General features: G+C 45.7%; 21 protein-coding genes. 4 read left to right on the top strand and 17 right to left on the bottom strand.

Annotation, left to right across the window (positions count from 1 at the left end; all coding sequences use genetic code 11):
- Nucleotides 1-128 precede the first annotated feature (128 nt).
- From ACMXYR_RS05825 to ttcA, 6 genes are all read right to left on the bottom strand, one after another.
- Nucleotides 129-338, bottom strand: a complete 210-nt coding sequence (locus ACMXYR_RS05825; protein WP_415881711.1) for a hypothetical protein — start codon at nucleotides 336-338, stop codon at nucleotides 129-131.
- A 54-nt stretch (nucleotides 339-392) separates the two neighbouring features.
- The gene (locus tag ACMXYR_RS05820; RefSeq protein ID WP_415903254.1) at nucleotides 393-1,397 is read right to left on the bottom strand and encodes a diguanylate cyclase; all 1,005 of its coding nucleotides are present in this window, start codon (nucleotides 1,395-1,397) and stop codon (nucleotides 393-395) included.
- Nucleotides 1,398-1,614: 217 nt separating this feature from the next.
- A complete protein-coding gene (locus ACMXYR_RS05815) occupies nucleotides 1,615-2,394 on the bottom strand; it encodes a class II glutamine amidotransferase (RefSeq protein WP_415903253.1) in 780 nt (259 codons plus the stop codon).
- 9 nt (nucleotides 2,395-2,403) lie between these two features.
- Entirely contained in the window at nucleotides 2,404-3,579 is a 1,176-nt protein-coding gene (locus ACMXYR_RS05810; protein ID WP_415903252.1) for an MFS transporter, read from the bottom strand.
- Nucleotides 3,576-4,562, bottom strand: coding sequence for a GlxA family transcriptional regulator (locus ACMXYR_RS05805; protein WP_415903251.1), 987 nt, complete (start codon nucleotides 4,560-4,562; stop codon nucleotides 3,576-3,578). The genes ACMXYR_RS05810 and ACMXYR_RS05805 overlap by 4 nt, the downstream gene beginning before the upstream one ends.
- A 125-nt stretch (nucleotides 4,563-4,687) precedes the next feature.
- Nucleotides 4,688-5,563: a tRNA 2-thiocytidine(32) synthetase TtcA gene (gene ttcA, locus ACMXYR_RS05800; RefSeq protein WP_415898231.1), complete on the bottom strand. Its 876-nt coding sequence runs from the start codon at nucleotides 5,561-5,563 to the stop codon at nucleotides 4,688-4,690.
- A gap of 226 nt (nucleotides 5,564-5,789) precedes the next feature.
- On the opposite strand from ttcA, the gene ACMXYR_RS05795 reads away from it, so the two are divergent.
- The gene (locus ACMXYR_RS05795) at nucleotides 5,790-6,260 is read left to right on the top strand and encodes a DUF302 domain-containing protein (protein ID WP_415903250.1); all 471 of its coding nucleotides are present in this window, start codon (nucleotides 5,790-5,792) and stop codon (nucleotides 6,258-6,260) included.
- A 13-nt stretch (nucleotides 6,261-6,273) separates the two neighbouring features.
- Here the strand turns inward: ACMXYR_RS05795 and ACMXYR_RS05790 are convergent, their stop codons facing one another.
- The 3 genes from ACMXYR_RS05790 to recQ are packed head-to-tail and all read right to left on the bottom strand — an operon-like array spanning nucleotide 6,274 to nucleotide 9,631.
- Nucleotides 6,274-7,065: a hypothetical protein gene (locus ACMXYR_RS05790; protein WP_415903249.1), complete on the bottom strand. Its 792-nt coding sequence runs from the start codon at nucleotides 7,063-7,065 to the stop codon at nucleotides 6,274-6,276.
- A gap of 23 nt (nucleotides 7,066-7,088) precedes the next feature.
- Nucleotides 7,089-7,508 carry a YqaA family protein gene (locus ACMXYR_RS05785; RefSeq protein WP_415903248.1) on the bottom strand — a complete coding sequence of 140 codons (420 nt, stop codon included), beginning with the start codon at nucleotides 7,506-7,508 and terminating at the stop codon, nucleotides 7,089-7,091.
- Entirely contained in the window at nucleotides 7,505-9,631 is a 2,127-nt protein-coding gene (gene recQ, locus ACMXYR_RS05780; RefSeq protein WP_415903247.1) for a DNA helicase RecQ, read from the bottom strand. Before recQ ends, ACMXYR_RS05785 begins: the two co-directional genes overlap by 4 nt.
- Nucleotides 9,632-9,758: 127 nt before the next feature.
- Between recQ and ACMXYR_RS05775 the strand changes: the two genes are divergently transcribed.
- Nucleotides 9,759-10,343 carry a YecA family protein gene (locus ACMXYR_RS05775; protein ID WP_415881720.1) on the top strand — a complete coding sequence of 195 codons (585 nt, stop codon included), beginning with the start codon at nucleotides 9,759-9,761 and terminating at the stop codon, nucleotides 10,341-10,343.
- 80 nt (nucleotides 10,344-10,423) lie between these two features.
- Here the strand turns inward: ACMXYR_RS05775 and ACMXYR_RS05770 are convergent, their stop codons facing one another.
- The 4 genes from ACMXYR_RS05770 to ACMXYR_RS05755 form a co-directional block, all read right to left on the bottom strand.
- Nucleotides 10,424-10,942: an RNA methyltransferase gene (locus ACMXYR_RS05770; RefSeq protein WP_415881721.1), complete on the bottom strand. Its 519-nt coding sequence runs from the start codon at nucleotides 10,940-10,942 to the stop codon at nucleotides 10,424-10,426.
- Between the two features lie 192 nt (nucleotides 10,943-11,134).
- Nucleotides 11,135-11,593, bottom strand: a complete 459-nt coding sequence (locus ACMXYR_RS05765) for a glycine zipper 2TM domain-containing protein (RefSeq protein ID WP_415881729.1) — start codon at nucleotides 11,591-11,593, stop codon at nucleotides 11,135-11,137.
- Between the two features lie 305 nt (nucleotides 11,594-11,898).
- Nucleotides 11,899-13,677, bottom strand: coding sequence for an ABC transporter ATP-binding protein (locus ACMXYR_RS05760; RefSeq protein WP_415903246.1), 1,779 nt, complete (start codon nucleotides 13,675-13,677; stop codon nucleotides 11,899-11,901).
- A 126-nt stretch (nucleotides 13,678-13,803) separates the two neighbouring features.
- Nucleotides 13,804-14,040, bottom strand: coding sequence for a YdcH family protein (locus ACMXYR_RS05755; RefSeq protein ID WP_415881731.1), 237 nt, complete (start codon nucleotides 14,038-14,040; stop codon nucleotides 13,804-13,806).
- Nucleotides 14,041-14,170: 130 nt separating this feature from the next.
- Here ACMXYR_RS05755 and ACMXYR_RS05750 point away from each other — a divergent pair, with 130 nt between their 5' ends.
- Nucleotides 14,171-14,635 (top strand): methylated-DNA--[protein]-cysteine S-methyltransferase, encoded by a 465-nt coding sequence (locus ACMXYR_RS05750; RefSeq protein WP_415903245.1) that lies wholly within the window; start codon nucleotides 14,171-14,173, stop codon nucleotides 14,633-14,635.
- A gap of 74 nt (nucleotides 14,636-14,709) precedes the next feature.
- Here ACMXYR_RS05750 and ACMXYR_RS05745 read toward each other — a convergent pair whose 3' ends face one another.
- The 4 genes from ACMXYR_RS05745 to ACMXYR_RS05730 all read right to left on the bottom strand — a co-directional run bounded on the left by ACMXYR_RS05745 (nucleotide 14,710) and on the right by ACMXYR_RS05730 (nucleotide 18,500).
- Nucleotides 14,710-16,266 (bottom strand): methyl-accepting chemotaxis protein, encoded by a 1,557-nt coding sequence (locus tag ACMXYR_RS05745; protein WP_415903244.1) that lies wholly within the window; start codon nucleotides 16,264-16,266, stop codon nucleotides 14,710-14,712.
- Nucleotides 16,267-16,437: 171 nt separating this feature from the next.
- Nucleotides 16,438-16,755, bottom strand: coding sequence for a BolA family protein (locus ACMXYR_RS05740; RefSeq protein WP_415881734.1), 318 nt, complete (start codon nucleotides 16,753-16,755; stop codon nucleotides 16,438-16,440).
- The gene (locus tag ACMXYR_RS05735) at nucleotides 16,752-18,104 is read right to left on the bottom strand and encodes a DUF3422 family protein (protein WP_415881735.1); all 1,353 of its coding nucleotides are present in this window, start codon (nucleotides 18,102-18,104) and stop codon (nucleotides 16,752-16,754) included. The genes ACMXYR_RS05740 and ACMXYR_RS05735 overlap by 4 nt, the downstream gene beginning before the upstream one ends.
- Before the next feature lie 30 nt (nucleotides 18,105-18,134).
- Nucleotides 18,135-18,500 carry a hypothetical protein gene (locus ACMXYR_RS05730; protein WP_415881736.1) on the bottom strand — a complete coding sequence of 122 codons (366 nt, stop codon included), beginning with the start codon at nucleotides 18,498-18,500 and terminating at the stop codon, nucleotides 18,135-18,137.
- Between the two features lie 172 nt (nucleotides 18,501-18,672).
- Between ACMXYR_RS05730 and ACMXYR_RS05725 the strand changes: the two genes are divergently transcribed.
- The gene (locus ACMXYR_RS05725) at nucleotides 18,673-19,359 is read left to right on the top strand and encodes a hypothetical protein (protein WP_415903243.1); all 687 of its coding nucleotides are present in this window, start codon (nucleotides 18,673-18,675) and stop codon (nucleotides 19,357-19,359) included.
- Nucleotides 19,360-19,403: the final 44 nt, after the last annotated feature.

Below are 19,403 nucleotides of genomic sequence, written 5' to 3'. Positions count from 1 at the left end.
TAATTATTGTGGAACGCTGAGATTAACTTGAATAGATAGGGTAACAGAAGAGCCTTCAGCCACTGCCTTGAGAAAGCCATCAGCTACTGCTTAGGGAAAAGCCTTTAGCCATTGCCTTTTAAAAGCCATCAGCCACTGCTTTGAGGGTTATCTTCTTCAGTTGGTGCAGGCAAACTTGCAAAGCCTTCTTCCTCGGACCAATAGTCTCGGCCCTGCTCTACTCGAACAACCCCTTTGAAGCGTTGTTTCAAATAGTCGACCGCTTCTGGCAAGGTGTCCAAATCACACAAAATTACGCCACCACGATCATTATCTGTAGAAAAAAGAAAACTCTTCATACTGCCTCCAAGTTACGGAGGCAGATGATTACATAGAGAAGCGGTTGTGAAAAGCTAAACTGTGACAATACAGTTTTTACCCTGCTCTTTTGCTTTATAAAGCGCATTATCAGCACGCTGCATCAAACTCTGTACACTGTCACCCACGGTATAAGCAGTGACACCTATACTGACACTGCAACGTATGGTTTCACCATTAGACAAGATAAATTGATAGTTCTGTAAACTCTCGCGTACCCTTTCAGCTACAGTTTCAGCACCATCAACATCGGTCGAAGGCAACAAGATCGCAAACTCTTCTCCACCATAGCGATAGCCACTATCGAGTGTACGTAAAGAGGAACGAACCAAAGCTCCAAAGGTTTCGAGCACTTTATCGCCCATTAAGTGACCATGGGAGTCATTGAGCTTTTTAAAATCATCCAGATCGAAAAAGCATAAGGTGAAACCATGATGGTAACGGCGGGCAGTTTCCAACGCATTTTCCATCTGATCATAAAAATGTCGTGAGTTATGAAGACCGGTCAAGCTGTCGGTAATACTGAGTTCTTTATAGATGCGTTCCCGCTCTAGCAGTTCGAACTCAGCTTTTTTTCGTCCACTGATGTTTTGGAAAGTTTCGATAGCGCCGATGAGCTCGCCATCAGTATCAACAATGCTAGACGCTGTAAACTGCAGCCACTCACCATCAGCACCGCAGTCTGGGAAAAAATCTTCAGCCTCAAACGCACCTTCGATCAACTCAGAGCGCTGGCACTTATTCATATAATAATGCTTAACGTCTTCGTCTTTACCACCCTCAAGTATCAGGTCTGCTAGACAAGGGCGAGCAGAGGAGTAGAAAGGCCTCCACTGATCTTTGGTACCAATCATTTCTTCTCTGCTTAAACCACTAATGGCTTCAAGAGCAGAGTTCCAATAAATGATCCTGTGGTCTTTATCAAGCACAAAGGTTGGCAGGACAATGCGATCAAAAACCTGAATTAACATCGATTGATCTGTCATATCAACGATTGCCATGGGCGGGATACCTGCTTGCGGAACTACGTTTTCCTTCATAAATGTTACTGCGCCTAACCATCTCACTAAAACAAACAGTCAAAGGTATGACCAATATTTCAATTGGTAATACCACTACTCTATATCCTTAAGTAACTTAAATATAGTCAACAATTCGATTTTATGAAGGATTATTAAAAAACAAATTAAAACAAGAATCTGGATCAAGGGTAATAAAAATTGTTAGTCTTAATTCGAGAATTAAATGCGGAAATTTTTACTCAATTCGCTCCCAAAAATTTACGGGCTCACACTGTTCAAATAGCTGCCCTTGCTTGAAACATAACGTATTCCCCGGATTTATAGGAATAGCTTCGTCGCCCAACAAAGACTGGGAAGCGACAATAACACCGGTCACAAGATCATCTGAAGAAAGCTCTAGATCCACCCCATAATTCAAACAAAGTTCTCTAAATGAAAAGCTCTGGTAAGCCAAAGATTCAAGATCAGTTTCGTTACCGCAATAGGCAAAAAGCAGCTCACCGTCCCAATGAATGAAGTGATGGCCGCTTAACCGGTTTAAGCGGCCGGCGTAATCAGCCACTAAGGCTAATTTCATCTCAGCGTCCGGGCGCCCCTCGCTCCAGAGTTTGCGCATCCGCTCCTGCAACAAACTAAACGCGCGCTCTTGAGGGCTACAACTCAGTGGCCACTGATCCCCCACAGGGAATCGATCACCATCTTCAATGCCGGGTAACTCCCCTACTTGGGAAAATAAACAGGGTAAACCACGCTGCGCCCTTGAATAAGGCTGGATCTCTACTGCCTCAAGGGGTAGTTCAGGATAAAGCGCAGCAGACCATACTTCAGTTTCTTCGGGATTCTCAGCAAGATAATCTGCAAGCCCCAACGCCCTGTTATTATCCATAGCAGTGAATCGCTGTAAGTTAGATTCACATACAGTCGTGATGCCTAAAGCCTGTATTTCAGGGAGATTGGTCAATCTCACTTTAACCGGCGATGAGGTCACGATAGATAAAAATTGTGGCGACTTCATATTCCTTCCTTAGGTAGCAGCCGCAGGCTCAGAATGAGAGCGGCCTATATAGAAAATAACTGCTACTGCCCAAAGGATCAAAGGTAAAACAATCCAATTCATTGCTTGCCAGCCCAATACAGCTTCCATCCAACCGGCAGACATTGCGGAAACTGTCACCATACTAAACACTAAAAACTCATTCGCCGCTTGAGATTTAGCTTTCTCTGAAGGTCTATAAGTTGTGGTAACCAGTTGAGTGGCGCCAATAAACATAAAGTTCCAGCCAATCCCTAAACACACCAATGCCGTCCAAAAATGCCATTCAGATACGCCCATCAAGTTAATGCCAATGCAGGCCAACATGAATACGGCGCCGGCATACATAACAGGATTAAGGCCGAATCGTGCGATCAAACTGCCGGTAAAGAACGACGGTACAAACATACCTAACACGTGCCACTCGATAACATGAGCCGCTTGAGCAAAGGTAAAACCACAACGAGCCATAGCTAAAGGCGTTGCTGTCATCAGTAGGTTCATCACTACATAACCCACCATCGCCACAACAACGGCAACGATAAAGGTGGGTTGTCGAACAATCGTCAACAACGGACGTGCCGTAGCAGTATCCTCAGTGGCAACCTCTTTAGGAATATGAGTAAAAAACAGCAAACACAGCGCGATAAAGTAAAGCCCCAACAATCCTACAAAAGCACCGGCAAACTCAGCTTCTCCCAATAGATCCTGACTGTAGATAGCCAACTGTGGCCCAATCACGGCCGCCACAACACCACCGGCCATGACTAAGGAGATAGCTTTACTTTTCGACTGATCATCACACACCTCTACCGCCGCAAAACGGTACAAGGTACCAAAACCGATGCCTATCCCTAAAAGGAATGTACCAAACGAGAATAGAAAGAACTGCTCCCCTTGCAAGGCAAGAATGCACAATACGGCACCCAAAATCCCGATCGAATTTCCTAAGTAAAATCCATTTTTTCGTCCTATACGACGCATGATCAGAGAGGCAGGAATCGTCGCTAGCATCAAACCAATAAACTGGGTCGCCACTGGAAAGGTCGTCATGGAAGGGCTTGCTGCAAGATTCTGACCGATCAGAGCCACTACTGAGACTAAAAGTATGTTTCCGGTGGTTAATAAGGCTTGGCAACCGGAGAGCAAAAAGACATTCAGATTCATAAATTAATATCCTTTGATGCTTGATCACAAGTTACAGAACCAAAACGATCCCGATACTCACTTGGGTTAATACCTAAACGGCGAATAAACACTCTACGAAGGTTATCTGCAGAGGCTAGTCCACTCTGTTCAGCTAGCCGTTGTAGATTCAATGCGCCGCTTTCTAATAACTGCCGAGCCAAACTTAAGCGGCTATTTTCGATATAAGTGGCAGGCGATTGCGCAAACTCACTTTTAAATAGACGGAACAGATGCCGCTCACTGACACAACAATGCTCGGCCAATATGGCGAGATTAAGCTCTGCATTTAGATGCTGCTCGATATAGGCAACTGCCTTGGCAACAGGCCCAGTTGCTTTTAACTGAGCTTCTAGTTGGGTGCTAAATTGTGTCTGCCCACCAGGGCGTTTCATAAACACCACCAGCTCTCGTGCAACCGCCATCGCTATCTCATGACCTAAGTCCTCCTCGACGAGAGCTAAAGCCAGGTCAATACCCGAGGTCACACCTGCGGAGGTATACAGATCGCCCTGCTTAATCCAGATCGCATCGGAATTAACCCGCGTATCAGGGAACTCTTCGGCTAACAGGTCACAACACTGCCAGTGAGATACGGCCTCTTTATCCGCCAACAAACCTGCTTCTGCCAAAAGGAAAGCACCACTACAGACCGAGCCAATACGTCGAACAATCTTAGCCTGCTCCTGTATCCAGTTAATCAGCTCCTGATTTCTGCGCTGTAGATCAACCCCACGACCACCGGCAAACAGCAGCGTGTCTATATCCGTAGCATCGAAATAGCACTGATCAGGAACCAAGCGCATCCCCGAATTGGTCACTATAGGCTCTTGAGATAACCCAAGGATTTTAATCTGGTAGAAATCTTGCCCTAATGCCCGATTAGCTGATGCGAACACCTGCAATGGCCCGGTGACATCTAGAATCTGGCAATCAGCATAGCCAAGAACGGCGATAGTTTTCACGTAATACTCCCACGGCTATTAAACCTGAGTTTTTAAGCTGTGATAGCAGTATTACGCGAAACCGAAATGTCATCAATGACACATATCCGACAATTTCGGACATGCATCATGAAACAATAGAAAGATTAGAGAGAAAGAACGTCGATCTTCTGCGGATTAAACGTCTGCACCGCTTCTTCTGTCGGCGCGTTATCCGGACGCATTGAAGTGTCGCTGTTTGGATCAATACCGTGAGGGAAACCGTGCTTTAAGCCTTTAAAGTCGAACAGCTCAGTATCAGCCAAGTGTGATGGCACAACGTGCTGCAACGAACGGAACATAGTTTCGATACGACCTGGGAAGTTCTTATCCCAAGTTTGCAGCATCTCTTTGATCACCTGACGTTGTAGGTTCTCCTGAGAACCACACAAGTTACAAGGGATGATTGGGAAACCACGTAATTCAGCAAAGGCAGCGATATCTTTTTCGCGCGCATAAGCTAACGGACGGATAACCATATTCTTACCGTCATCCGAAACCAATTTTGGAGGCATAGATTTAAGCTTGCCGCCATAAAACATGTTCAAGAACAACGTCTCTAGGATATCGTCACGGTGATGGCCTAGTGCAATTTTATTTGCACCGATCTCTTCAGCGAAACCATATAAAGAACCACGACGCAAACGTGAGCAAAGCGCACAGGTAGTTTTACCTTCAGGCACCACCTCTTTAACCACTGAGTAAGTGTCACGCTCTAAGATATGGAAAGGTACACCGATCGATTCCAAATAAGCAGGCAAAACATGCTCTGGGAATCCCGGCTGTTTCTGATCCAGATTCACCGCCACCAGCTCAAAATTGATTGGGGCACTGCGCTGCAGATTCATCAGGATATCAAGCATCGCGTAGGAATCTTTACCGCCAGACAGGCAGACCATAACCTTGTCGCCATCTTCGATCATATTAAAGTCTTCAATCGCGCGACCCATCTCACGGCGCAGACGCTTCTGCAGCTTGTTCATACGGGTTTTCTGCTTCTTCTGCTCTGCAGCAGCTTCGGCGTCAGTTAGTTGAGGATCTTCAATTGATGAGGTGTTGCTAGTAGTCATGGTCTTCAGCTCTATTTCGGAGCGCAGATTATACACTAGATGATCTTAAGAAGTCCTACACCTTGACGCTTGCTCGGCTAAGATGCGGTGATACACTAAACTGAACTTTCATCGGTAAATGGATTCTTTGGAGCAAGTAATGCTTAAGCTGATCAAAAGACTGGTTTTCTCGGCAACTCTGCTAGCGAGCAGCACCGTTTTTGCTAACCCGATTCTATCTTTTGAGATGGAGGGGGATTTTGATATTAACCACACAGAGATCAGCCAAGCTTTGGAAGAGAGCCGTTTTTATGTCATCTTCGAGCCCAATATCGGCCGCTCTTTGACTCACTACAAAGACCGCTGGGGCGCTGAGTACAACAAACACGGTTATGAAGAGATCCGCAGCTTAGTCTTCTGTAATCCTTGGTACGCTAACCATGTGATAAACAAAGACCCTGATATGGGCGCGCTCTGCCCTCTTTCTATCACTCTGAAGCACAAGAACGACATCACCTATATCAAGATCCTACGCCCAAGCCAGATCAATCCAGAAAGCCCTGCTCAGGATCTTTTGATTGAACTTGAAGAAGATATCGTTAATGCTTTGAAGTCGGTTATCGAGCAATAAACACTGATAACGCTTAAGGCTGAACCCAATTGATCTCTTGAGCAGTTTTTTCGCCAACTAAAACCTGCTCAAGACTCTCTGGCATCTCTGCTGTGGTCGACGTCCTTGGGATTCGACCACCCATTACCTCCGCATAAGCTTGCGGCAATAAAGGCTCTAATTCAGGATCAGCATAACCATCGGGCCAGATCGGCTGGTTATTGCTGAGATCATATTTATCGGTCGCCCCTAATGTATGCAGAACTTCGTGTATAGTCACAAAGTTATTTTGTGCTTGATAGTCGACGCTTGCAAAACCATTCACCACACCGATCATCCCTTTCTGCAAACCTAAGGAATGCTCCAGTACTTGATGAGTCTTAGGCGAATGCAGCATCAAATAGACTTTGATATCAGGCGTTGTGCCAGTCCAACTATCATTCTGCCAAGCCCAATAACGCAGATTTAAACTCCATAAAACACTATCTAACATACTCGGGTTTTGTGGCGGTTTTGGAGGGTGCTCAGTCAAAGGCTGGGCAAGATAAACTTCGAGCGGTGTTTCTAGGGGCAAATCATAATGACGAGCTTCTCGCGCCATAAAATGCTCGATATCGTCGAAGTGACCTTCTAATAAGGCATCAACATAGAGTTGGGTATCAGTGCCTTGATCAGCATTAATCGGATAGATCACCACCCAAAGCGGCCGATCCCAATCGGTGGAGCGTAGCTGTGATAGCCAAGCATTCATCGCCACCACAATTAACGCGAGAGACAAAATAATTAAACGTAACCAACCCCATTTACTACGTTGTGATCCCGCCACCACAATCCTCTCTCGTTAATCCCTTAAATCACGCCCACAATAATCAAATATCGGATCGCTTTTCCAAAAGTGATCATCAGTACACTAAGCCAAAAATTGGTTTTTAACCAGCCAGCAACCAAACAAAGCGGATCGCCAATCAACGGAACCCAAGACATTAACAATGCCACAGGGCCATATTGAGTGAGCCATCGTTGTGCTTGCTGCTGTCTGGGTGATGATAGTGCGCGTAGAGGGTAGTAATGGGCAATTCCCCAGCCCATTAAGAAAGTCACAATACCGCCTAAGGCATTGCCCGCGGTCACTGCAGCCCAAAGGCTCCAAGGATCATGAACATCTTGAGATAGTTGCCAAGCCAGTAGAACTTCGGAACCACCGGGTAACAACGTAGCCGATACAAAACCACTAATGAATAAAGCTGAGAGACTCAGATCTTCACTCACGCGGATTCCAGCCCTGCCTTAATACAACGAAGTACCCCAACTTCATAGACGCCAGCCAAGGCTTCGCTCACAGGCTTTAACGCTTGGCCAAACTCCTGCTGACACTCCAGCATCACCTGTTCGATATGACTGAACTCTTTCTCAGGAAGATCGACCACATCCTTAACCGCCAACTCACCTTTTTGGATCGCTTGAGCTAAGTGACCGTAGATCGCATTAACCGATAGATGCTGCTGCCTAGAAACCTGATCAACAGTCATGCCACTGCGATAAAGTACAACCGATTCCATTGCCTGAGTCGCGACATTATCGGCTTTGTGTTGATCTTCAAATTTTTCAATCGCCTGAATAAAGTCAGCGCCATAAAGGTCCAGTTTGCGTTCACCCACACCGTTCAGACGTTTGAACTGATCTGAGGTTTGCGGGCGATACATCACCATTTCCATGAGCGTAGCATCATGGAAGATCACATAAGGCGGCACATCCTGCTCATCAGACAAGCGTTTACGCACCGCTTTAAGCTCATTCCACAGTGCGTAATCTTCTGCTTCCAACTGACTCTGCGGTACTTGGTTTTTACGGTAAGGCGTATGCTGACGCTGATCTTTACGCAGTTGGATTTTGGTTTCGCCACGTAATAGCGGACGGCACTTATCGGTTAAGTGCAAAACACCGTGCTGATCAACATTCACACCCAACAATCCGCGAGCCACTAGCTGGCGGAAAACAGAGCGCCACTGGTTCTTATCCAGCTCTTTGCCTATGCCCCAAGTGGAAAGCTTTTCATGGCCGAAGTTTTTGGTTTTCTCATTCGATTTCCCCATCAGGATATCGACCACATGATTCACACCAAAACTCTGCCCAGAACGGTACACCGCCGACAAGGCCTTACGCGCCGCTTCGGTTCCATCCCAAACAGGCACAGGCTCTAAACAGGTATCACAATTACCGCAAGGCTGATGATCTTTCTCACCAAAGTAACTTAAAAGCACCTGACGGCGGCAAGTCGTGATCTCACAAAGCCCAAGCATCGCTTCTAATTTTTGGCGCTCTACAACCTTCTGCTCTGCTGGCGCTTGTGAGCCTTCCAGCATCTGGCGCAAAAACATCACATCCTGCAGACCGTAAACCATCCAGGCATCGGCAGGTAAACCATCACGGCCTGCTCGACCAGTTTCCTGATAATACGCTTCGATGCTTTTTGGCAGATCCAAGTGAGCCACATAGCGCACGTTCGGCTTATCAATGCCCATACCAAACGCAACGGTTGCAACCATGATGATATTTTCTTCAGTCAAAAAGCGATGCTGATTATGACTTCGAAGGTCTGCTGCGAGTCCCGCATGGTAAGGCAGTGCATTAAAGCCCTGCTCACATAACCAAGCTGCTGTATCTTCTACCCGCTTTCGAGAAAGGCAGTAAACGATACCGGAATCTTTCGGGTGCTCATCTGTAAGAAACTTCAACAGCTGCTTCTTGGCGCTGTCTTTCTGCCCGATGCGATAACGAATATTCGGGCGGTCAAAACCTTGGATAAATTCGGCAGGATTGGTCAGCGCTAATCGTTCAACAATCTCTTGCTGAGTGCGTTCATCCGCGGTTGCCGTTAACGCAATACGTGGCACACCGGCAAATAACTGAGCCAACTGACTTAGTTGTAAGTATTCGGGCCTAAAATCATGTCCCCACTGGGAAACGCAGTGCGCTTCATCAATGGCGAAAAGAGCAATTTGGCAGGACTGAAGCAGAGAAAGAGTGCGCGGCTGAAGTAATCGTTCCGGCGCAATATAGAGTAGATCAAAACCACCGGATCTTAACTGATGCTCGGTTTCATTGATCAAAGAGAAATCCATGCTCGAATTCAAGCATCCTGCACGAATACCCCATTGCGACAGCGCAGTTACCTGATCCTGCATCAACGCGATCAGCGGCGAGATAACAATAGCCGTACCCTGCCTCATCAACGCAGGTAGCTGATAACAGAGTGATTTACCACCACCTGTTGGCACAACCACCAAGGCATCTTGGCCATTTACCAGGGTATCAATAACTTCGGCTTGGGGCTCTCGGAACTGATCGTAACCGAAAACCTCTTTGAGGATCTGTAACGCGCTTGAATTCATGGCTGGATTATCCAGAAAGCGCGTGCCTTTGTCACTGACAACCGTATTGAATTGAGCAGTTAAAAAATACTGCTAAATCTAACCAAGCAAGTTAAAATCAGCGGCATAACCTTTTAGGAATATATTCATGACTCTCACTTCAGCGAATGCACTTACCGATTCAGAACTGGATCTACTGGACGACTTCCTTTATTCCGATGCTGTTTCAGAAGATTGCCTTGATCTTATCGGCGTTCACGGCTTGTTTAGCGCGCTAAATATCAGCCCTACTCCTCTTGATGAATCCACGTGGATGGAACTGGTTTTTGATCAGACGCCAAACTGGGAATCAGAAGCGCAAGAAGCTGAGATCATGGGCCTACTAAAACGCCTATACAGCACGATTGGCGGTCAGCTATACAGCGACGGTGAAATTGAACTGCCGTGCGAACTGTCTCTAGACGCTGAAGAAGATGAAGATATCTCGCCTCTAGCGTGGTGGTCACAAGCCTTTATGGAAGGCGTGTTCACTCAGGAAGAGGAATGGTTCGGCAGCAAGAAGCAGGAAGAAGTAGCTGAGATGCTTCTACCTGTGATGGTTGCATCTGAACTGTTTGAAGAAGATGACATCAACAAGATTCGTGAAGATGAGAAACTATGTGCAGAGATGTGTGCGCAGATCCCAGAACTGCTGATCGATCTGTACCTATACTTCCACGCACCAGATAAGTAAGTTCGCTTTCTATACGCTTACTACAACTAGCCTAGTTCACGGACTAGGCTAGTTATCTCGCCTTTCAAAACAGCCCTTCGTTAAACCTTAAGCTGATTATTGCGATCACGTGATGTACGGATCAACTCATCTCCAGACGCTTTCGGGCCTAACTTAGCAATACGATCGTAAAGCACAACATTCACTGTTGCGGCTAAATTCATGCAACCAACGGTTGGGATGTAGATCACATCTTCACACCAAGCCACGACCTCTTTATCGATCGAGCGATCTTCTGGGCCAAAGATATAGTAAGCATTTTCGGGGTGCTCGTAGTCGATCAAGGAAGTCGCACCTTCCACCAGCTCAATTGCAACCGGTCTAGCGCCTTTAGGAATAGACGCTTTAAAGCACTCAATATGATCTAGCGGGATACGCTCCAGCATATTGCGCGTATCTGTCTGCAGTCGCTTATTCTGTTCCTGCGCTTTGTTAAAACGATTGCCTGTATAGGTAACAGATTGCACGTTGTAGCAACCCGCTGCACGCATGATCGCCCCAACATTCTCAGGGCTCTTAGGGTCGGTTAAACCAATATGGGCTTGATGACTGTCAGACATATTTATACTGCTTTCTTAATAGTGTGCTAAAAAGCAGGGATTCTATAGTAATTCTGCCAGTGAGAACACGTAAAACAAGGCTCGGAAGCACAACCGAGCAACAGTTTTTAAAGCACCTAGAAACTGCATTCAACCCAAACAAAAAGCCCCTGCTATTCAGCAAGGGCTTTTTGAATGAGAGCTAACTTAAGCTTAGTAAGTTACACGGGCAGTACCTGCACGGGTTAGCACCCTCACACGATCACCTGCTGCGAAGGCTGGTCCACCGTCCATCTCTTGGACGATTGATACCATATTGCCATTGTCTAAGCGCACAGTGATCTCCTGTCCTTGTGCACGTGTTAGCATCTCTTCTGCTTTTTTACCTGCGACACCACCGGCAACAGCACCTAATACCGTCGCGATATCTTTACCGCGGCCACCACCAACATTGCTGGCTGCGATGCCACCCACTACAGCACCTGTTGCACCACCCACTACACCACCTGTCCCTTCAATAACTACAGGAATGGCAGATTGCACAACACCGTACTGAACTTGCTGAACTTGGCGTGCTTCACTACGCGAATAGGTTGTACCACTTAAATTACTTACACAACCACTTAGTGTTAGCGCACATAGCATTGTCACAACAACTGCATACTTACTCATAAGTGTATCCTCTTATCTGATCTTCAGATCAGATGATTTTTTCGTGCCAAAATCCCTTTTTACTATTAATTACATTTTAGCAATTAATACCCTGAAACCGTTTTATAACTAACTCTAGCCTGTCCATCCATCTTTGATTATCCCTATTGACAGCCTTGAGCCTATAAAGAGCCCTGAGCTAAATAAGGGCCCTGAGCCTAATAGAAAGCCAAAAGCCAGATTCGATCCACGCCGACCCATAAATATTAATTACTGAGCTTACACCTTGAGCATGTACCTAAGATGAACCAACTGAGCCGAAGCGTTTATTGATATTCACCATAGAGCCTAGAGTAGAGGCCATTACTTTGTAGCAGCTCCGAATGATTACCTTGCTCGCAGATTTTGCCATCTTCAAACACATAGACATGATCAGCTTGTTTTACTGCACTTAAACGGTGAGCGACGATGATGGTAGTACGATCTTTTAGAAAGCTCTTTAGCGCCTGATGCAAATTCAACTCTGTCTCTGCATCCAAGGCAGAGGTCGCTTCGTCTAGTACGACAACCTTAGGGTCACTTAACAGCATACGAGCGATAGCGATACGTTGGCGCTGTCCTCCTGAGAGCCTTACGCCTTGCCGTCCAACCTGCGTATCCAATTGTTGCTCTAGGGACTCCACAAAGGGTTTTAACTGGGCGACATCTAAAGCGTTCCAAAGCTCTGTATCCGAATAGGTTTTGCCCATGGTTAAATTACTGCGGATAGAGCCATTAAACAGAGCAGGATGCTGGAGTACGGTTGCAATGTTATCTCGAACGCAAGCCAGTCCGATATCTTTGATCGAGACTCCGTCGAAGAACATCTCCCCTTTCTCGATTGGGTATAAACCCAACAACCCCTGCACTAAGGTTGATTTACCACCGCCACTAGCACCGACCAATGCAATCTTTTGTCCCGCTGGGATATCTACCGAGACACCTTTTAGTACCTCGACTCCGGTTTCATAACTGAAGTGAATATCTTGTAACTTAACCGCGACAGTCTTCTTGCCTTCAAATGGATTAACTTTGGCTGGGTACTGCGGCTCCTCTTTAAAGTCTGCCAAATTGTTAATCCGCTGCAGAGCAGCTTTAGCAGCGTAATAACTGTATTGAATGCCTAGAATCTCTTGCACTGGCGCCATCATAAACCAGAGGTAGCCAAACACAGCCATCATCTCACCGATGGTCAGATCGGAGAAAACCACCATTAGCATTGAAACCGCTCTAAAGAGATCAACGCCGATCATAAACAAGACAAAGCTTAAGCGATTGGCCGCATCGCTTTTCCACTCAAACGCGGTTGAATGATCACGTACGGTTTTGGCTTCTGAGATCAACCCTTTGAGATAATGCTGTTCACGGTTGCAGGCACGCAGTTGTTGGATATTGTCCAAGGTTTCGGTTAATGCCGACTGGAACACCTCAAACGCTTTGTTTTCCTGACCTTTAAGATGCTTAACCCGTTTAGCAACCATGGTGGTGAAATAGATCACCACCGGATTAAGAAACAAAATAAATAGCGCGAGCTGCCAGTGCATCCACAGCAAAATAATGGCAGTACCTAAGATCGATAGGGATGCAATAAGTAAACGACTGAGTGAGCTACCGATAAAGCGATCTACAGTATCTAGATCGGTCACAAAGTGGGATGAAACCGCACCGCTGCCAACAGTTTCGTAGGCGGCCATTGAGATTTTTTTAAGCCGCTCTAATAAGCCAACCCGAATCCGATAAGTTACATCTTTGGAGATAATGCTGAATTGGCGCGCCTGCCAAACGTTCATCATCAACGCGAGTAAACGCAAAAACAGTGTGACAAATAGAATCACACCTATAAACAGCACCGGCCCATGCCATTCAGACGGGAACATAGGGCCGATAGTTTCGACAATAAACCCAGGTTGATCTAACAGGACCTCATCAACCAACAATGGCATAAACAGCGGTAACGGAACAGAAACTAAGGCGGCAAAAAAAGCGATGATATTCGCTTTAATTAGCTCCGATTTATGCTCAGATGCCACCTGTAAGATATAGCGCCAACTGTAGTACGGCTTCACAAACTATCCTTTTTACGCAAACTCAGTAATAACTAAATTGTACTCGTTAAACTCGGATCTAGATTAGATTAATTAAATCAAAAAAAAACCCGCAGTGTCTGCGGGTTTTCTAAATAGGCCTAGCGATTATGCTTGTAGCATTTTGTAAAGCTTATCTTTTAACTTAAGGCGTTTAAACTTAGCTGCTTCTTCAGTTTGAGTGCATACTGGCTCAACCTCAGATTCCATTCGCTCAACATCTTTTGTCACCTGATGGTACTCATCGAATAAGCGAGCAAAATGCGCATCTTCCATTTTTAGGTTGTGAATACGGTCACGGTGCTCTGGAAATTCGTGAATCAAATCATGATGTTCAATAGGCATTTGATGTTCCCCTTAATCGTTCTTTCTTATCTCTTTGATTTCAGTCTCCTCCTCTCATGACAACAAAGCATTGACGGACATCAATACAGGTTCCAAACTATAAAAAAGCATATAAGTGGAGGTTAATATTATGTACGCAGCAATCATGAACACTGCCTTGGGCTCTCTGCTTATTAAAGCCAACAACAGTGCTATTACCTCGATTCATTTCCTAAAAGATAATGAAACCGTACCTGAACTCTTGGGTAACGCGCTCACCAATCAGTGCGTTTCTGAACTAAGCGAGTACTTTGCAGGGAAGCGCGTAAGATTTGATGTTCCACTGGCACCTAATGGCACAAAGTTTCAGCAATCCGTGTGGAATGCGTTGAACGATATCCCTTATGGTAAGACCTGTAGCTATGGTGATGTCGCTAAGAAAATAGGCAAGCCGAAAGCCGCTAGAGCTATAGGGATGGCAAACAACCGCAACCCGATCCCCATTATTATTCCTTGTCATCGTGTATTGGGCAGTAATGGTAATTTAACAGGCTACGCAGGCGGGCTTGAGAATAAGAGTTATCTGTTAAATTTGGAAACCAAAGACCTGATCTAACCAAACCCTATTTAAGACAGACTAAGAGACACAAAAAAGGCTGCAGATGCAGCCTTTTTCAATTCGGTTAGAGCTTAAACACTCACACTCTGGACAATGGTTTTAGAGGTATCAGCAAGGTCAACGGAGGATCGTTCTGTAGCTTGGGCTGCCAACTGAGCAACTTGCGCTGCTTCCTGAATAGACATGATGTTTTGCTTTAATTCTTCCGCAGCATTACTTTGCTGAGAGGATGCAGCGGCAATCATGGTACTCATATCATCAATGCTACCTACACCGGCCATAATCTCTTGCAGTGCGGTACCCGCATCACCAGCTTTATCTACACAGCCTTTTGCTGAATCCTGACTTTTCTCCATCATCGACATAGCCTGAGCTGCTTCATCCTGAAGTTCCGCGATCGTGGTATCAATCTCTTTGGTAGAAAGCTGAGTGCGTTTAGCTAGCTCTCGTACTTCATCCGCAACAACGGCGAATCCGCGCCCCTGCTCACCTGCGCGTGCAGCTTCAATTGCCGCATTTAATGCCAATAGGTTTGTTTGATCAGCTATCTCGGAGATTACAGAGGTCTTACTTGCGATCTCTTCTGTCGCCTGACGTAAGCTATCTATCTGCTGTGCAGCCTGCTCGACATTATCTGCAAGGTGGTGAATTGCATCGATTGTGCCTTTAACAATCGTATGGCCTTGATCGGCTGTATCCGTTGCTATCTTCGTTTCTTCAGAAGTGGTTCTTGCATGCTGAGCCACCTCTTCAATTGCAATAGAGAGGTTTTGAATATGCGCAGAAACATCTTCTATTTCTTGGCTTTGCTGCTCAATCGCTTGATTAGCCTGACGCGCAATACCGATCGTATCTTCACCCTGTTGGTTCAGCTCTTTGGCTGAATAAGTAACACGGGCATTGGCTGAGCGGATTCGAGCCTGATCAACCATGGCACCTAGATAGATCGAGCCCACCTCGCTCACAGAATTAGCGTACATCTCTTCTAGAACTTTCGAATCTAACATGCGTTTAGCGCGAGATTGTAAGTAACGCAAAGGGCCCAACCAGTGATAAGACAAGCCCGCACATAACATGAAAGCACCAAGGCCTGCTCCCATTGTGATCATCGGGGACCATTGTGTGAAATGACCTGCCCCCATCGGAATCAGCACAGCCAGTAATAGCAGGATAATAAACTTCGTCTGAATCGACATATCATGCATCGAGATGCGACGACTGTTGTTATTCAAACGATTATAAACATCGTTTGCACGAGAAACTTGACCAGAAGTAGGGACAGTTCGAACAGATTGATAACCAATGGTTCGACCAGACTCCACAATCGGAGTTACATAAGCATTTACCCAGTAGTAAGAGCCATCCTTACAACGGTTTTTGACTATACCGATCCAAGGTTTATTCTCTTTTAACTTAGACCACAGGTCGCCAAAAACCGGTGGTGGGACATCTGGATGACGAACAACATTATGAGAGCGGCCAATTAACTCATCCCGAGTAAAACCTGATATATCCACAAAGGCATCATTTACAAATGTTATCTGCCCTTTTAAGTCCGTAGTGGAAATCAGCGGCGTATCGTTACTGAATTTACGCTCTGTATTATTAACCGGTTGGTTATTTTTCATAGCAGCCCCTGTTACAACTTGATGGCTATTTTTTTCTTATATTTCATATATCTAACATTAGAATATATAGGGATATTCTATTGAGAGATAGTGCTACTTTTAGGGAATTTTAGAGATATTTCCAGACCTTACAGTCGGTCAAAAATAAAAAAGCGACCGAAGTCGCTTTTGTTATTTATCTGCTTTAGAGCCACCTAAACATTTAGGTGACGGCGCAACCGCCTGCCCTCTGTCGTGCCATTCTTGCTGGGTGAATAAGTGCATCGACAGTGCATGGATAGGGTTATTCATCCGATCGGAGAGAAAACTAAAAATCAGCTGGTGACGCTGCACTTTACGTTTACCTTCAAAATCATCCGACACAACTGTTACTTTAAAATGCGAGTCAGTTGCAGGGCCAGAATGCATGTGGCTCTCATTCTCTATAACAAGATGCTCAATCGCCAGACCATCTTCTAGTCGATTTCTAATTACCGCTTCTATACTCATTTTTTACTCTTTTTACTTTCATCCATTCTTTCCACCTCTTCTGTCGCCATTTTTAAAAAGTGTCGATGGATTTTACGTGTCGTTAATGCAACAGCGCCGATTACAACAGGTACAGAGATACCTAGAATCAGATCTTTGTTCAGATCCACACCGGAGTTATACACAGCATCTAATAAGTATTTAATTAAACCAATAGTGTAGTAACTGATTGCTGCTACGGATAGGCCTTCTACCGTATGTTGCATCATTAATTGAACTTTAGAGCGCTGATCCATAGAAGCCAACAGCTCTTGGTTTTGCGATTGGATCGATAGCTCTACGCGTGTGCGCATCATTTCGGCAACACGGTCGATACGACGAGATAGATCCTCAAGTCGGTTACTAGTCGCACGACAGGTTTTCACCGCTGGCGTTAAACGGCGTGTCATAAACTCAGTAATGGTTAAGTGGCCAGATACTTCGTCCTCTCGCAGCTCTTCAAGACGCTTAATAACCAGATCGTGGTAGGCATAGGTTGCACTGAATCTAAAGGTTGCTCGTGCTCGACAGTCTTCCACCCAAGACGCCATATCCGTCAGGCGGAACAGCAACTCCTGCTCATCGATATCGCCACTGTGGGCTAGATGATCGGTAATATCTGCTAGCTTTTGATCCATATCGCCAAGCGTTGGATTGATCTCTCGTGCGGTCGGGAGCGAAAGCAATGCCATCAAACGATAGGTCTCGATCTCCATAATACGCTGAGTTAATCGACCTAACTGGCTATCACTCATCTGCTTGTTGTAGATCAGAAAGCGACCAAATCCATCACTGTGCATCTGGAAGGTTGTCCACACCCGAGCATCGCCATTTTGCGGGCTACTACCGACTAAACGCATGCCTTCGAAGAAGCGTTTTACTAATGGCAGATTCAACTCATGTGTTTGTCGCGCATCTTCTACTGAAACGTGGAAGGCCGACATCACAGTGCCTGGAATGTCAGCAAGCCAACCTTCTGGTAGCGGTGTTAAGCCAGTGACTTCAAATGGGTTTCCGCCCTGCTCTATACCTGTATTGATAAAGGTATAAGTAGTGAACTCCATATGCTTTTCACGGCGTACACGAAGATTACCGAAATCAGCGTGGTAACAAAGTTCATCAACTTCAGGTGGCTCAACACCAAAATGTTTAAACAGCTCCTGCAAGTGCGCAAACTGCTGTTTGCTCTCTTCAGGATTACACATCACTGCTAGATGGGTAATGCGAGCCGGACTTGGAATAACCTGAAACGGGCGCGAGTGTAATTCACTGTACAAACGCTCCCGCATTGGGTGCATTTTCAGTCCATGAGGGTTAACAATCTGCTCCATAAAATCTCCAAAAGCCCTTAACTAACGCGGCTATACATCTTCCAAATTTGCCATCATTAACGGCTGTTTAGCCAGATCCAAAGCCATGATTTGCGGATAGACATCAAACCATTCTTGAAAGTTAGCAAAGCTAATTTCACGCGGCCAATGATCACCCAACTCATCCCAAGCAGAAAGCTCGCTTTCGAAAATAGACTGCCAATGGGATTCTAGCGCTTTAGAGAAATCCTCTTCCGTGCTGACTTCATCGACCAGATAAACGGTGCCTTCCCTACGCTGCTCGTCTAGAGTTAAGCACTGGTGTAAACCGTCGGCATCTACATCTAAACTATTAGTCCAGTCTGCAAATGGCTGTCGCGGTAAAACAACAAATGCTGAACGGTTAAGCAACTTCATGGTTCTTATCCTTAGCTTTGGTTATACTCGGGCTATAAATTATTAGACCCATCATAACAGTTGATTGATCACCTGATAGGGGTAAAGAGATGAAGTTTACCCTCTGTTGAGGTAGCTTTTTAGCTTACTACCTTTGGCTAGTCGAACGAAACTGTTTTATTGAGTTAATTCTGTGATTATTCCTGTATTACAACAACTTAACTCGCGCGATCAGTGGATGGCGTTCTGCCGCCGTGAACTGCCATACTGCTTTATTGAAAGCCCTGAATGTCTGGTAGATTTTCAGACGACCTTTCTAAAGATCACTCTACTACCTAAAGACACACTGATTCATGATGCGGTGAAATATAGCTTAGGTTCGCGTACAAGCATGGAACCTGTCTGGCGCTTAATTAAAGGCTGTAATTGGGATCTAAATGCAATTTTGACCGGTCTGGAGCAGATGGCGTTCGATAGTAATGTTCGCGATAACTCCCTACTCAACGTGCATACCGATCTGAGTGTTCGAAAGTACTTTAGCCGTGAGCGATGCCTAGTCTCACCGAATACGCTAGGTTTACTTGAGCCCTTAATGGCGCAGCCTGATATATGGGACGCTCAGGCGTTGGCAAAACTCATTAGCCATCAGCAGTTCTCTAGCCTACAAAATGAAGTAAAAGCGCTGCCGGGCAGTAAGCAAAATGCCGGAGCTCCGCCGCCGAGCATCAGTACGATTATGATGATTTTGCTCGACCCTGTTGAGCAATGCATCGGTCAGTTACATAAAGGTCGATTGCATATCTTCCGCGGCAAGCAGCCATTTATCAGTCTGATCCCTAAGCTTGCTTGGCCGAAACCGCGCTTAAAGACATCTAGCTAATATTCGCTGATATATTCCAACCAATAAAAAAGGCGCCGAAGCGC

The sequence above is a fragment of the Neptuniibacter sp. QD29_5 genome, assembly GCF_047778125.1.
In the GTDB taxonomy this organism is placed as follows: domain Bacteria; phylum Pseudomonadota; class Gammaproteobacteria; order Pseudomonadales; family Balneatricaceae; genus Neptuniibacter.
This window is presented reverse-complemented; position numbering and strand designations above follow the sequence as displayed.